Consider the following 14,702-nt stretch of genomic DNA (forward strand, 5'->3'; position numbering starts at 1 on the left):
TTTGGCATCCATACCAAGCATTTGCTTGGTACAACAATATTTTCATAACAAAGGAGGATATGGTATGAAAAGAAAAGAACGTCTATTTCTAAGTCTTTCACTTGTGGCAGGAATGGCATTGTCCGCATGTGGAGGAGCTGCACAAGAGGCCAAAGACTCTGCTTCACAAGCTCAGATGGAGACAAAAGCTGAAGAAGCAGGGAAAACAGAAGAGACAACAAATGGAAACGGAACAGTGGATAACCCTGAAGAGGTTACTGTTCCTGCGGGTACTTTAAGTTTTTGGTCCTTATTTACAGGAGGAGATGGAGATTGGTTTAAACAAATAAAAGATCAATATAATCAAACTAATCCTAAAAATCCGGTGGAGATCATTACGCTTGTCTGGGATGATTATTATACGAAATTACAGACTGCTGTAGCTGCGGGAAAAGGCCCGGATATTGGTATCTCTCATGTTTCTAAACTATATGAGCTTTCCCAGAGCGGTGTTGCGGAGCCATTAGATGATTATTTGAAGAAACTGAACATTGATTTATCAAAGGACTATCAGAAATCCAGTCTTGACTCCGTAAGCATTGATGGAAAAATCTATGCCATTCCTTTGGATACTCATGCTGAGGTAATGTATTACAACACCAGCCTTCTGGAAGAAGCGGGAGTTACGGAAGAGGAACTTCTTAATGTGAAGGATATGGAGGGATTTAAGGATATTTTAAAGCGATGCAAAGAAAAATTACCTGCTGAAATATCTCCATTGGGATTAACACAGTCCGGCGATGATCCCTTTAGAACTTGGTATGCAATTTATTTCCAAATGGGTGGAAAGGATTTCATCAATGCAGAAGGAAAGAATACAATAGATGTAGAGATTGGTAAAAAAGCGCTGGAGGAATTAGAAGTACTTTATAAAGAGGGCTATATTCTTCCCGGTATTGATGATAGTCAGGCTTTATTCCAATCCGGCAAAGCGGCTATACTTTTTGGCGGCACTTGGTTAACCGGAGCGTACGAGCAGACGGAAAATCTTAAGTTCAATAACACAACTTTTCCACAATTATTTGGCGATAAGCCATATTGTTGGGCAGATTCCCATACTTTGATTCTTCCCAAAAAAGAAAAAAGAACAGAAGAAGAGACTTTGTCTGCAGTTCAATTTATGGTATATGCGTCAAAAGACGGAGGTATCGTTTGGGCAGGATCCGGACAAATTCCCTCTGCAAATGAAGCTAACCAGAGTGAAGAGTATAAAAAACTCAAAGGATATAATGTGATTTCTGAGTTAGAGTATGCGAAATATGCACCAAAGAGTGAACATTATTATGGCGGAATGAAAAAAGATTTGATGGATGCAGTAGGCGCATATTTAACAGGAAACAGTTCCTTAGATGAAGCCGGAACTGCTCTTAAAGAGGCTGTGGAAAATAATTTGGATTAAACGTAAACCATCAAAGAATAGTAGGTAAACTATGAATAGATTGCTATCTGCTCCATATAACAAACATAAAATAGGGAAAAAGCAAGCTGTGGCAATATTATTTATTATGCCTTTCTTCGTGCTCTATTCTATCTTTACAATCTTCCCTGTTTTTCAAGGGATATATGTCAGTTTATGCAATTGGAATTTGATGGGAAAGGCCAGTTTTGTTGGTATAGAAAATTATAAAAAGATGATGCAGGATAAGAATTTCTACTTATCCTGCATCCACACTGTAAAATTTGTGATTTTTTCTGTACCATTCTTGGTTATTTTATCATTTATCCTTGCATTATTGGCAAACAGAGCCGTTTGCTTCCGACGCTTTTTAAGGACGGCATATTACTTACCCGGAGTGCTATCAGTTTCTGTTGCCTCTTATTTGGCCAGTTTTGTTTTTGCACCTTACCGTGGCTTACTAAATGGCCTTTTGCGGTCTTTTCATTTATTGAATAGTCAGAAGGAGATTTTATGGTTACAAGATTCCAATAAAGTGTGGTTTAGCTTAGTGGCTATGACTTTATGGTGGACTATAGGTTTTTCTATGTTGCTATACTTAGCTGCTTTACAGGATATACCGGAGGTTTTGTATGATGCTGCAAAAGTAGATGGTGCGGCACCGCTCCAAATATTTTGGAAGATTACTGTACCACTGTTAAAACCAACAATTTTCCTTGTGATGATGCTCCAAATTATTGCCAGCTTTAAAGTTTTTGGACAAATTCATTTAATGACAGGTGGAGGACCGGCTAATACTACGCGCTCTTTAATACAATACATATATCAACAAGCATTTGAAAAGAATAAATTAGGCTATGCTTCTGCAATGTCGTATTTCTTATTTGTTGTTTTATGTCTATTGGTATTTATTCAAAGACGTTTTGGAAGACAAGAGGAAGGTTAAGTATGAGAAATAGAACGAAAACAATACAAAGCAATCTTATTTCTGCACTTTCCTTACTTATCGCTTTAATTATGCTTTCTCCGATTATTTGGGGGCTGTTTTGTTCCATTCAATACGAAGGAAAGCAATTTCATAATGTGTTTTCTTGGTTTACACCACCCTATACATTACAAAATTATCCTCAGGTTTTATTGAAAACAGGAGTGTTTCGATGGTTCTGTAATAGCCTGATTGTCGCTGTGGTGACTACTGCATTGTCTGTTCTTGTGTCTACATTAGCGGCGTATAGCATAGCTCATATTTCCTTTAAAGGAAGTGGCTTTTTCTATTTTTATTTCCTTATTGGTATTCTGGTTCCCAGTGAGGCAACGATTATTCCTTTATTTGTATTAATGAGCAAATTAAAGCTAATTGATAGCTATAGCGGTTTGATTTTGCCATCTGTGGCCAGTTCTATGAATTTTGTAATCACTTATAGCTTTTTTAGGTCACTACCAAGAGAACTTTTTGAGGCAGTACGAATCGATGGAGGTGGGGAATGGATAATTTACACTAAAGTCGTCCTTCCGCTTTCAAGACCAATCATTGCGACAATTGCTATCATGAGTTTCATCGCAAGTTGGAATAATTATATTTGGCCACTACTTTGTGTATTTAGCGAAAAACTATATACGCTACCCATCGGAATTCCGACGTTGATTAAGATAGAGCGACCTGATTTTGTCATTCCAATGTGTATAAACATGGTGGCTTCTTTGCCGATGATTATTTTATATCTAATATTTGAAAAGCAAATTGTGCAAGGAATTAGTACGGGTGGTATCAAAGGATAAAGGAAAAGGAGAATAGCATGAAACATATTGAAAATTATCCCAGACCACAATTAGTAAGAGACTCGTGGATAGAACTAAATGGGGAATGGGACTTTGCTTTTGACAATGAAACAATCGGAGAAAAAAGCCATTGGGAGATGGGGATACCGCTAGCAGAAAAGAGAAAAATTTTAGTTCCCTTTAGTCCGGAAACAAAAGAAAGTGGAGTACATATTCAGAATCATTCCGGATATTTATGGTATCAGAGAATGCTGCCTGTTAATAAGAAGGAGCTGGAGGGAAAACGATTTATTCTGCATTTTGAGGGCGTAGATTATTTGAGTAAGGTTTATATTAATGGAAAGCAAGTTGGGCAGCATTGCGGTGGCTATTCTCGTTTCTCATTTGATGTGACAGAATACATTGAAGATAAAGAGAATATATTGACTGTTTTAGCTATTGATTCTTCGAATATGGAGCAACCTAGGGGCAAGCAAAGATGGGAACAGTATAGTTATGCTTGCTGGTATGTACAAACTTCCGGAATTTGGAAAAGTGTTTGGGGAGAAGTTGTTAATCAAAGATATATTAAAGATGTTAAAATCACACCACAGCTATATGAACATACAGTAGAAATAGAAGGACTTGTTGAAGATGCTTGTTTGCTTTCTGTTGAAACAAAGCCATCTAAATGTCCATTGTTTGCCAATGTGAAAGTGAAGTATCAGAATATAGATGTGACAGAGGTTCAAGCGATAGTTCAAGAAGGAAGATTTAAGTTAAAAGTCTATTTGGATAATCCTGCTATAGATCCATTTTTGGTGAAGAGATGGAGTCCTCAGGAGCCTAATCTGTACGATTTGGAGATTAAAATCAAGGAAGAAGATGGAGTGTTAGACTCCGTTTTCAGCTATTTTGGGCTCCGAGAAATAAGGATAGAAGAGGGGAAGTTCCTACTAAATGGCTGTCCATTATACCAAAGGCTGATATTGGATCAGGGGTATTGGAAGGATACAGGATTAACGCCAAAGGACGAAGAAACTTTACTACATGACTTGCAAAAGATTAAAGAAATGGGCTTTAATGGAGTAAGAAAACATCAGAAGATAGAGGACGAGAGATTCCTTTACTTATGCGATACTATGGGTATATTGGTATGGAGTGAATTCCCATCAAATTATCGCTTCAATCAAGAAAGCATTATGGCTTTTACTAAAGAATGGATGGAGGCAGTAAAACAAAATTATAATCATCCCTCTATCATTGCTTGGACGCCTTTCAACGAATCATGGGGAGTATTTGAAATTGAAAAGGAAAAAGCGGAACAGTATTTGACAGAAGGGATATACTATTTGACAAAATCTTTGGATCCATATAGGCCTGTAATCTCTAATGATGGTTGGGAGCACACCAAAACGGATTTGTTGACACTTCATGACTATACGGAAAGAGGTGAGGATTTCTATAAGAGATACAGTGCTTTTATAGAGCAAATGAAGACTACGGAAGAATATCATTGTGGATTTAAATCAGCATTTTCCAATGGATATCAATATGATAAGCAACCAATATTGCTCACTGAGTATGGTGGAATAGCATTTTCCACAAAGGAAAAAGAACAGTGGGGATATGGCAATACTGTAGAAACAGAAGAAGCATTTTTGGAAAGATATGAATCCATAACAAAGGCCATAATAGAACTTCCGTTCTTCCAAGGTTTTTGTTATACACAGTTAACGGATGTGGAGCAGGAAGTAAATGGACTGTTGGATGAAAATCATGAATATAAAGTGTCCCCTGAGGCGATTAGAAAAATTAATCTTACCAGGCCATCTGACGGAAGGTTAATTCATTTATTCGACTAAGATATAAGAAGGTTGGAGGCTAAAAAAGCACATTTACCAAGAGGTAAGTGTGCTTTTTTTGATAGCATGCAAAATATTTATTATTCCAAAATCTCCGGCTCTTCCGTTGCGATATAAGCTTCCAAACTATTCTTATCCACTAGGGAGGGAGCGGCTCCTTCTCTTGTGACACTTAGTGCTGCTGCGTAAGTTGCAATACGGATAGCTTGATCCATAGGATAGTCTAGAAGAAGATAAGAAGCTAGGGCACTGATAAAGGCATCGGCTGCTCCTGTGGTATCGATTGCTTTAACTTCTTTGGCGGTATACAGCCCTAATATTCCTTTTCCTTTGGCGAAAAGTCCTTGTTTTCCCAGTGTTATAATCACCATATTTGCCCCTTTTTTTAGAAAGTAATCGGCACACTGTTCTAAGAGGGCTTTATCGCAAGCTTCTTTTGCCTGCATTTTCTGTAGCTTTTTGGAAAGCTGAGATTCTTCCGTAGATAAAAGAATCTGTGCCTCCTCTAAATTGGGGAGGAAGATATCTGTTAAGGCAAGGATTTCCGGGTCTATTTGCCTTATGGAGGAAGGCTTCAATAGGACAGGGAGCTTGTAGTTTTTTGCTAAACGACAAGCAGTCAAGATCGTATCCTGCGGAACTTCAGTATTTAGAAGGCATAGATGACTGTCTTTGAAGATGGGAAGTGCCTCTTCAACATGTTTCTTACTGACACACTCATTGGCCCCGGAAAGGATGGAGATGATAGAATCTCCGTTGTTATTTAGGAAAATATATCCCTTGCCGGTTGATTCTCCGTGGATACGCTTCAGATAAGCAGTATTGACACCTGCTTGCTTTGCGCTTTCGTATATGGTATCTGCTTCCAAATCATCTCCAACAAGCCCTATAATGCTGGCGTGATGCCCCAATTTGCTCACTCCGATGGCTTGGTTCATCCCTTTTCCTCCTAAATAGTTGGAAGAATGACTGGTCTTGGCTGCCATTCCCGGGCTGGGAAGCTCTCGAAAAAATAGGTAGGAATCAATATTTACACTTCCCAACACAAGAACTTTTTTTCTTTGAGTCATGGCAGGGATGGAAATAGATTTGGTGTGGTTTAAATGATAGTCCGGCTGAAAATGCGTTCGCTCCTGTTCTGTATTTTCGGAATGCTCAAGGTGCTTAATCAGGCAGGTGCCAAGGTATTCTCCAAATTCTTCAAAGGGGATTAGTAGGGCTGAAATTTCGGAGAAGTTATGAATATTGCTTTGATGTTTGCATAAGGTAAGTAAGGAAAAGTCATTGGGAATATGCAAATGACGGCTTAGTAATCTTTGATAGATTTGAAAGCCGCTTTGGAAGTGCAGGGTTAGTACAGCACTAATACTCCCGCAGGAAATATGGCGGTAAAATTTTTCGTTATCTTTACTGAAAATGAATTCTTCCGTAAAAGGAATGGCATTTTGATACAGACAGCTTTTGAAACCTTCAATAAATTCATTTCGAATAGGACTTTCCTTTTCTGCCACAAGGGCGATTTTGGAATGTCCTGCTTGAACCAGATTTTGGGTCAAGAATTCCGCCATACTTTTATAGGAAATGGTAGGCAGAAAATCCGGACCGGGAATATCTTCTTCTGTACTGAAAAGAAAGTAGGGTTTTTTACTTTGCTTAAGTTGTGCATTAACTTCGGAAGATGGCTTGGAATTGATAGGATTAAACAGAATGCCGTCCACATTGCTGGAAGCAAGCAAGGATAGATTTTTTAATTCTTGCGTTTTGTTTAAATGGCTTTCCAGCACTGTTATGCCATAACCGTAGGAACGGGCAACATTCATTAAACCTTTCAGGAGCCTGTCGTCGGGAATACAGTCTCGAAAGATAACCCCGAAAATACTGGTTTTTTCGGGATATTGTGTTCGCACAAAAGAGTAAGGTTTGTAATTATGAATTTTTGCAAGGGAAAGGACATGCTCTCTTGTTTGTGGGCTGATATTTGCGTCTTTATGATTCAAAATTTTGGAAACGGTAGATACAGACACACCGGCTAATTGAGCAAATTCTTTAATGGTCATACTTTTTCTCCTACTTTAACACTTGTGCTTATCATATAATAAACTTAAGGAATTTAGAACCTTTGTTTTCGTTTTCAGGTGGAGCCTAATATTTTGGAACTTGTTATAATTGTAAGAAACAGACAAAAAAATAAGAGGGAATTGGACGAAAGCAAAAAATAATCTTTTGACGAAAGAGATATGCAGTGCGAAACATGTGCATATTGTATATAAATGAAGCCAAGTTTAGTTTAAATAAGATAAATTTATTGGGCGAAACATATTGATATTGACATAAATATTCCAATTGATATATCTTATGAATAAGAAAATAAGTATAGGAAAACAGTTTCCTATACAAATAATCTAGGTGATGCAAAAGTGTATATTTGTGAAGGAGGAAAAAAGAGAATGAAAAAATGTCTGAGTGTAATTCTGGCAAGCTTGTTAAGCTGTTCCTTATTGCTGGGATGCGGAAAGTCTGCAAATGAGGTGGCAGAGTCCAATGCGAACAAAACCGAGGCTACACAGGCTGATTCTAAGGAGGAAAAGTCTTCTGATAAGTCTGATTCCAAAGAGAAGAAGGGGGTTCGTGTTTGTATCGTTTATACAGGTAACTTAGGAGATAAGTCCTACAATGACTCTTGCAATGCCGGTGCGAAGAAGGCAGTTGAGGATTTCGGCATTGAATTAAAGTCTCTTGAAGGCACTACGGCACAGGAATGGGAAGCGAATTTAGTGGCTGCCTGCGAAGAAGGCTATGATCTGATTATTGGTGCGTCTTCCAATATCGCTGATTACATTACAGAGCATGCTCCTAACTATCCGGATGTTAAGTTTGCGGTAATTGATACAACCGTTGATCTTGATAACGTGGAATCCATCAGCTTTGCCCAGAATCAGGGTTCTTTCCTTGCCGGTGCTGCAGCAGCTATGTTTACACAGAAAACTGATATTCCTAATGTAAATGATGCACATGTAATCGGATGGGTTGGCGGAATGGATATTCCTGTACTCCATGATTTCTATACAGGATATGAGCAGGGCGCAAAGTACATCGATCCGGATGTTACTATTTTGCAGGCTTTTGCAGGTTCTTGGACAGATCCGTTAAAGGGAAAAGAATTAACTCTTGCACAGTATGAGCAGGGAGCTGATATTGTTATGAATGTGGCTTCCGGAACAGGAACAGGAATTTTGGAAGCGGCAAAGGAAGCGGATAAGTATGCTATCGGCGTAGACTTAAACCAGGATGCTGACCAGCCCGGACATGTGGTAACTTCCATGGTGAAGAGAGTAGATAATGCGTGCTATCTTGTTATTCAGTCTGTTGTTGAGGGGACATTTAAGGGCGGTTCCACCCAGTATCTGTCTTTGGCAGAGGGCGGTGTGAGCTTAACTGATTTCGCAGAGATCAAGAAGTCTTTGGGAGAGAAGTTCCCACAGGATATCGTAGACAAGTGCGAAGAACTGTCCAAGAAGATTATCTCCGGTGAGATTGTAGTGGAAAATTATGAAGGTTTCGGTCCGAAAGCATAAAGCCTGAAACTTTGTGTCGGGCATGGGACTCTTTAGGGCTCCCATGCCCTTTCTTTATCAGTTAAATGAGGGAGAGTAATGAGTGAATTTGTTGTAGAAATGAAAAACATCGTAAAATCCTTTGGAGAAGTGCATGCCGTAAAAGATGGACAATTCAACCTGATTAAGGGAGAAATTCATTCATTAATCGGAGAAAACGGAGCAGGAAAGTCTACTATGATGAAACTGCTTTACGGTATGTACCCCATAGATTCCGGTGAGATTATTGTTAAGGGACAGTCCATGGGCAAGTTAGATCCCAAGTTGGCCATTCAACATGGGATTGGAATGGTTCATCAGGAATTTATGCTCGTCAATGATTTGACTGTGTTGGAAAATGTTATTTTAGGTTTTGAGCCTAAAAAGGGACTACAGATTGACTTCGATAAGGCAAGAAAAGAGATTCAACACTTTATTGACCAATACAACATGGAGATTCAGCTGGACAAAAAGGTTAGCCAGATTTCCGTGGGAGAAGCACAGCGTGTAGAAATCATCAAAACCCTGATGAGAGGGGCGGATATTATCATCTTGGATGAGCCTACTGCTGTTTTGACTCCTCAAGAAACCAAAAAGCTTTTTGAGATATTAAATAATTTAAAGAAAGAGCAAAAATCTCTGGTGTTCATTTCTCATAAGCTAAACGAAGTTATGGAAATTTCGGACCGTATTTCTGTTATGCGACAGGGGTTGCATATGGGAATTGTGTCTAAAGAAGAAACTTCTCCTCTGGATTTAACCAAGAAAATGATTGGCCGAGAAGTGTTCCTACATATTGATAAGACATATGAAAAAGCAGGAAAGAGAATTTTGGATGTACAAGATGTCTGGATTCCCAGTCAAAAGGAAAGTTCCAAAATTCGAGGCCTGTCTTTACATGTGAATGAGGGAGAAATTGTGGGCATTGCCGGCATAGATGGAAACGGCCAGTCAGAGCTGATTGAGGCAATCACCGGTCTACGTCCTGTGGAGAAGGGGCATATCTTCCTGGACGGAAAGGAAATCACCAACCTATCTCCGAAAAAAGTACGAGAAGTGGGATTGGCACATATTCCGGAGGATAGAAATACCCGGGGACTGAATAGAACCATGAGTATTGAAGAAAATCTAGTTGCGGTGGAAGTGGACAAAGCACCCTTCAGCAGGGGGATGGTCATGAATACAGCTGCTATGGACCGGCATTCTGAAGAAATGGTGAAGCGCTTTGATATTCGCCCCACAGACTATAAGCTACCCACATCCTCTCTTTCCGGAGGAAATGCACAGAAGGTAGTAGTAGCAAGAGAAGTTTCCATGAATAAGAAGCTACTGGTGGCGGCTCAGCCTACCAGAGGAGTGGATATCGGTGCCATAGAGTCTATTCAAAAGACTTTGGAGGAGGCGAAGAAGAACGGTGCAGGAGTATTGCTGGTTTCTACGGAGTTGGAAGAAATCACATCCCTTTCCGATCGCATCATTGTTATTCACGAAGGAACGATTACCGGAGAGCTTAGTGCCGGAGAAGCCAATGAAAACAACCTGGGACTTCTGATGATGGGAGGTACGGTGGACCATCAGGTAAAAGAAGATATGACAAAGCAACAGCCTAAAGTTGATGTAGAAGACCATCAGGCAAAAGAAGGCGTGACGGAACATCAGTTACAGGAAGGAGGAAAGGGAGATGAATAAGTCTTTGAACAGCTTTTTGAAAATATTGTTTACCTTTTTCCTGGCGATTTTGGTGGGCGCCATTTTTATTCTTGCCATTGGGGAAAATCCTATTGATGCTTATCTGGCATTGTTAAAAGGCGCCTTGGGAACAAAACTGGGAAGAGGAAATGTTATTGCAGGATTTACTCCTTTACTGCTGACGGCAACAGCATTTGCAGTGGCAGCTAAGGCCGGAGCATTTAACGTCGGAGTAGAGGGAGAAGTAATTTTAGGAGGCATTACTGCTGCTTATATCGGTATCAATTGGGGATTTTTATCTGTACCTCTTTTATATCTTGCCTGCTTTACCGGGGCCATTGTGGTAGCCATGCTATGGGGCTTGATTCCGGCGATTTTGAAGGCTTATTTTAATGTATCGGAAGTCTGTGTAACGATTTTGATGAATACGGTAGCGCTGTATATTGGTTCATATCTGGTTAGTGGACCCATGAGCGCAGGCGTGGCTACTCCTCAGTCCAAGCCTGTGCTGGTAACGATTCCGAAAATCATGAAGCCTTCTTCGGCAAATATGGGGGTTTTTATTGCTATCCTTGTGGTATTGGCAGTCATTTGGATGACTTATAAGACAAAGTGGGGATATAAGATTAGAACGGTGGGAACCAACCCTGCCCATGCGGATTATGCCGGTATTAATTCTAAAAAAGTCTTTATCGGTGCGATGTTACTTTCTGCAGCCCTTGGTGGAGTTGCAGGATGCATAGAAGTTCTTGGTGTACATGGATACTATCTGGACGGTTTTGCAAGGGATTTAGGAACGAATGGTATGTTGGCGGCATTAATTGTGAAGTCAAACATGCTCTTTACTCCGTTTGTGGCTTTTTTCTTGGCGGTATTAAAGGCAGGGGCTATGGCTATGCAGCAGGCTACCAGCGTACCGAAATCTATTGTAGATACTATCTCTGCAGTATTTATTATTATAGCAACAATGGATTTTGTCATTAGTCTTCAGCGGCGGAGAAAGCTGGAAAAGGAATTAAAAACAGAGATAGCTTCGAATCAGAAAGAGAAAGGAGGGGATAAATAATGTCAGAGAATTTAGGAAAAATCTTTAATCTATCACTGATTTATGCAACCTTCCGTGCATCTACTCCCATTATCTATGCAGCTTTATGTGCAGCGATAACGCAGCAGGCAAATATTTTAAATATCGGTACTGAGGGAATTATGCTGGTGGGAGCCTTTACAGCGGTGGCTGTGAGCTATTTTACCGGTAGCTGGATGTTGGGAATTCTGGCGGCTATGCTTGGTGGAGCTCTCATTGCCATGATTATGGCTGTCAGTCATATTAAGTACAATTCTGAAATTTGTGCCATCGGTATGGGCATAAATCTTTTGGCTATTGCATTAACCAAGTTTATGCTTCAGGTGTTTTTCCATACCAGCGGAAGCTTTTCCAATCCCTCAATCGTTCCTATTCCAAAATTACATATGACATTTTTGGAAAATGTTCCGGTCTTAAACAGCTTGTTTAATGACTGGCGCTTTACGGAATGGTTTGTAATTATTTTTATTATTCTTTTGCAGTTTATCTTCTATAAGACGGTATGGGGATTACGCCTTCGTGCTGTAGGACAATTTCCTATGGCTGCTGAAACTGCGGGAATTCAAGCGAATGCAGTTAAGTATCAAGCTATGCTGATTTCCGGTTTAATTGGTGGATTGGCGGGAGCCCATTTATCTTTGGGTTATAGTACACAGTTTGTGGAAAATATGACCAACAGCCGTGGTTTTATGGGAGTTGCGGCAATGTACTTCGGCGGTGCGAATCCGGTGCTGACAGCGATGGGGTGCTTGCTTTTCGGATTTTCCGATTCTGTTGGAGCCAGATTACAGGCCTACGGTATTCCTGCTCAGTTTATTTTGATGATGCCCTATATTGTGACCATTGTAGTACTGGCTATTTCCATGGCGGTAAAGATTCAGGCTAACAAGAAAAAGCAGTCTTCATTAATTACGAATTAGAGAATGTTATTTGAAATTGAGTTTAGGATTAAGAAAATGGAAGGAATGTTAAAAGAATGAATAAAAGAAAAATTATATTAGATTGTGATCCGGGACATGATGATGCGGTGGCGATAATTCTTGCGGCAAAGAATCCTAATTTGGAACTTTTGGGGATTACTGTTGTTGCAGGAAATCAGACTTTGGAAAATACTCAGAGAAATGCTTTACATTTAGTACAGCATTTAGACCTGAATCTTCCGGTTTATGCAGGTTGCGGTCAACCTATGGTGAGAGATAAGGTGATTGCCGGAGACATCCACGGGGAAACCGGTTTAGATGGTCCTGTATTCGAGAAATTAAATCGGGAAATTGAGGCAGATCATGCTGTTAACTATATCATTAAGACTTTGATGAATTCTCCGGAAAAAATCACTATGGTTACCACCGGCCCTATGACGAATTTGGGTATGGCTCTTCGTATGGAGCCGAAAATTGTGAATAAGATTCAAGAAATTGTTTTTATGGGTGGTTCCTACGCCAATGGAAATGTAACGCCTGCTGCGGAGTTTAATATATTGGCGGATGCGGAAGCGGCTCATGTGTGTATCTCCTCCGGACTTCCTATCACCATGGTGGGGCTGGATGTAACCAGAAAGGCTCTTTGTTATCCGGAAATTGTGGAGCGGATGCGTAAGGTTGGCAACAAGGCTTCGGACTTATTTACGGATCTAATGGCATTTTTCTGTAAAACGCAAAAAGAGGTTTATGGTTGGGAGGGCGGTCCCTTACATGATCCGATTACCATAGCTTACCTGATTGACCCGACAGTTTTAACAACCAAGGCAATGAATGTAACAATTGACACGTCCAGCTCCCAGTCCTACGGCAGAACGAACTGTGACTATTTCGGCTATATGAAGAAGGAACCAAATGTCAATGTAGGTATTGATATTGATGTGGAAAAGTTTTGGGACATTGTAGAAGATGGCTTAAAACTATACGACTAATGTGGAAAAGATAGTCGGCAATGCGTATCTCCGGGAGGAATACAGTGGAAGCTTTAAAAAAGGTTTTAGAAAAAAACAAACAGAAATATATTGATCGCCTATCTGAGCTCGTGGCGATAGATACTCATGATTTGGGGCATGGGATTGATGGCGGCCTGGAAAAACAAGGACAGGATTATATGGCGGAGCTCTTTAGAAAGATGGGGGCAGAAGTCACTTTGGATTCCATGAAGGAAGAGGATATTGAAAAATGCTTCTCCCTTTATCAAGAGGGAAACCTGGGGCACCAGCAGACAGACCGATATAATGTTTACGCTCAATTTAACGGAGAAAAGCCCGGTAAAACCCTGATGTTTAACGGTCATATAGACGTAATGCCTGCGGATGAAGTGGAGGAATGGACCACGCCTCCCTTTAGCCCTACGATAAGGGACGGAAAGCTTTACGGAAGAGGTACTGCAGATATGAAGGGGGGGCTGATGGCTGCAACTATGGCGGTAAAGCTTTTGCAGGATGCAGGAATTCCCTTCTTCGGTTCTGTGAAAATCACTTCAGTCTGTGATGAAGAAGGCGGCGGAAACGGCTCCATGCAGGCGATTATGAGTGGACAGAGGGCGGATGGTGTTGTGGTCTGTGAGGGTACCAGTGATGAGTTAATTTTGGCGCATATGGGTTTTGTCTTTTTCAGGGTGAAATTTTCCGGGAAAGCATGTCATTCCGGTGCCAAGAAGAATGGTGTCAGCGCCATAGAAAAAGCAATCAAAGTTATTCAGGCTTTAAATGAGAAGGAGCATGAGTGGCTTTTACACTACAAACATCCTCTATTACCGGCTCCAAACTTAAACGTAGGCCTTATCCATGGAGGAACTGCCGGTTCCACTGTGGCGGAGGATTGTATGTTTGAGGTTTGCGTACATTATCTTCCTAATCAGATGAGTCATAATCAGGTAGTAAAAGAATTCCAAGAAGTAGTGGAAAGAGTGGCTAAATCGGATGCCTGGTTGGAAGAGCATTTACCGGAAGTACAGATTACTCAATTTGGCGGCGGTTTTGAGATGGAGGAGCATTCTTTCTTTGTGGATAGCTTTAAACGAGCTTATTCCGAGGCTAGAGGAAAGGCTGTTAAGGTTGTAGGATCTCCTGCAGGCTGTGATTCTCGCTTATGGAGAAATATTGCCGACTGTCCTACGATACAGTTTGGACCGGGAAATCTAGCCCAGTGTCATGCTGTGGATGAATGGCTGGATTTAGAGGCTTACTTGCAGTCTATCTTGATTTATGCGGAGCTTATTTTGGACTTTTGTCAGGCTTAATACAGTGCTTAATATCTATTAAACAGTGCTATTAAAAGGAATGTGAAAGTTTTAAG

11 protein-coding genes are annotated in these 14,702 nt (G+C 40.4%); 10 read left to right on the forward strand and 1 reads right to left on the reverse strand.

All coding sequences use genetic code 11. The features are described from left to right. Positions 1-64: 64 nt before the first annotated feature. Genes RYO92_RS01805 through RYO92_RS01820 form a run of 4 tightly spaced genes read left to right on the forward strand, consistent with a single transcriptional unit; the run spans position 65 to position 5,058 of the window. Positions 65-1,438 (forward strand): extracellular solute-binding protein, encoded by a 1,374-nt coding sequence (locus RYO92_RS01805; RefSeq protein ID WP_315369292.1) that lies wholly within the window; start codon positions 65-67, stop codon positions 1,436-1,438. 31 nt (positions 1,439-1,469) lie between these two features. Further along, a complete protein-coding gene (locus RYO92_RS01810; protein ID WP_315369294.1) occupies positions 1,470-2,381 on the forward strand; it encodes a carbohydrate ABC transporter permease in 912 nt (303 codons plus the stop codon). Between the two features lie 2 nt (positions 2,382-2,383). Beyond that, a complete protein-coding gene (locus RYO92_RS01815) occupies positions 2,384-3,214 on the forward strand; it encodes a carbohydrate ABC transporter permease (protein WP_007157132.1) in 831 nt (276 codons plus the stop codon). Positions 3,215-3,231: 17 nt separating this feature from the next. Further along, entirely contained in the window at positions 3,232-5,058 is a 1,827-nt protein-coding gene (locus tag RYO92_RS01820) for a glycoside hydrolase family 2 protein (protein WP_315369295.1), read from the forward strand. An 80-nt stretch (positions 5,059-5,138) separates the two neighbouring features. Here RYO92_RS01820 and RYO92_RS01825 read toward each other — a convergent pair whose 3' ends face one another. Beyond that, on the reverse strand, positions 5,139-7,115 hold the full coding sequence (locus RYO92_RS01825; protein ID WP_315369296.1) for a PfkB family carbohydrate kinase: 1,977 nt from the start codon (positions 7,113-7,115) through the stop codon (positions 5,139-5,141). Between the two features lie 390 nt (positions 7,116-7,505). Here RYO92_RS01825 and RYO92_RS01830 point away from each other — a divergent pair, with 390 nt between their 5' ends. The 6 genes from RYO92_RS01830 to RYO92_RS01855 all read left to right on the forward strand — a co-directional run bounded on the left by RYO92_RS01830 (position 7,506) and on the right by RYO92_RS01855 (position 14,646). Continuing rightward, positions 7,506-8,633 (forward strand): BMP family lipoprotein, encoded by a 1,128-nt coding sequence (locus tag RYO92_RS01830; protein WP_315369297.1) that lies wholly within the window; start codon positions 7,506-7,508, stop codon positions 8,631-8,633. Between the two features lie 78 nt (positions 8,634-8,711). Next, on the forward strand, positions 8,712-10,340 hold the full coding sequence (locus tag RYO92_RS01835) for an ABC transporter ATP-binding protein (RefSeq protein ID WP_315369298.1): 1,629 nt from the start codon (positions 8,712-8,714) through the stop codon (positions 10,338-10,340). Continuing rightward, the gene (locus RYO92_RS01840) at positions 10,333-11,406 is read left to right on the forward strand and encodes an ABC transporter permease (RefSeq protein WP_314327935.1); all 1,074 of its coding nucleotides are present in this window, start codon (positions 10,333-10,335) and stop codon (positions 11,404-11,406) included. The genes RYO92_RS01835 and RYO92_RS01840 overlap by 8 nt, the downstream gene beginning before the upstream one ends. Continuing rightward, positions 11,406-12,344: an ABC transporter permease gene (locus RYO92_RS01845; RefSeq protein ID WP_315369299.1), complete on the forward strand. Its 939-nt coding sequence runs from the start codon at positions 11,406-11,408 to the stop codon at positions 12,342-12,344. The genes RYO92_RS01840 and RYO92_RS01845 overlap by 1 nt, the downstream gene beginning before the upstream one ends. Positions 12,345-12,400: 56 nt before the next feature. Then, positions 12,401-13,333 (forward strand): nucleoside hydrolase, encoded by a 933-nt coding sequence (locus RYO92_RS01850; protein ID WP_007157122.1) that lies wholly within the window; start codon positions 12,401-12,403, stop codon positions 13,331-13,333. Between the two features lie 20 nt (positions 13,334-13,353). After that, a complete protein-coding gene (locus RYO92_RS01855; protein WP_315369300.1) occupies positions 13,354-14,646 on the forward strand; it encodes a M20 family metallopeptidase in 1,293 nt (430 codons plus the stop codon). Positions 14,647-14,702 lie beyond the last annotated feature (56 nt).

Origin of the sequence: Oribacterium sinus, assembly GCF_963553175.1 — a bacterium.
GTDB classification, from domain to species: domain Bacteria; phylum Bacillota; class Clostridia; order Lachnospirales; family Lachnospiraceae; genus Oribacterium; species Oribacterium sinus_B.

Coding starts and splice junctions, on each gene's coding strand:
- RYO92_RS01855 (WP_315369300.1), top strand. CDS start 13,354: ATGCGTATCTCCGGGAGGAATACAGTGGAAGCTTTAAAAAAGGTTTTA.
- RYO92_RS01830 (WP_315369297.1), top strand. CDS start 7,506: ATGAAAAAATGTCTGAGTGTAATTCTGGCAAGCTTGTTAAGCTGTTCC.
- RYO92_RS01820 (WP_315369295.1), top strand. CDS start 3,232: ATGAAACATATTGAAAATTATCCCAGACCACAATTAGTAAGAGACTCG.
- RYO92_RS01840 (WP_314327935.1), top strand. CDS start 10,333: ATGAATAAGTCTTTGAACAGCTTTTTGAAAATATTGTTTACCTTTTTC.
- RYO92_RS01815 (WP_007157132.1), top strand. CDS start 2,384: ATGAGAAATAGAACGAAAACAATACAAAGCAATCTTATTTCTGCACTT.
- RYO92_RS01850 (WP_007157122.1), top strand. CDS start 12,401: ATGAATAAAAGAAAAATTATATTAGATTGTGATCCGGGACATGATGAT.
- RYO92_RS01810 (WP_315369294.1), top strand. CDS start 1,470: ATGAATAGATTGCTATCTGCTCCATATAACAAACATAAAATAGGGAAA.
- RYO92_RS01845 (WP_315369299.1), top strand. CDS start 11,406: ATGTCAGAGAATTTAGGAAAAATCTTTAATCTATCACTGATTTATGCA.
- RYO92_RS01825 (WP_315369296.1), bottom strand. CDS start 7,115: ATGACCATTAAAGAATTTGCTCAATTAGCCGGTGTGTCTGTATCTACC.
- RYO92_RS01805 (WP_315369292.1), top strand. CDS start 65: ATGAAAAGAAAAGAACGTCTATTTCTAAGTCTTTCACTTGTGGCAGGA.
- RYO92_RS01835 (WP_315369298.1), top strand. CDS start 8,712: ATGAGTGAATTTGTTGTAGAAATGAAAAACATCGTAAAATCCTTTGGA.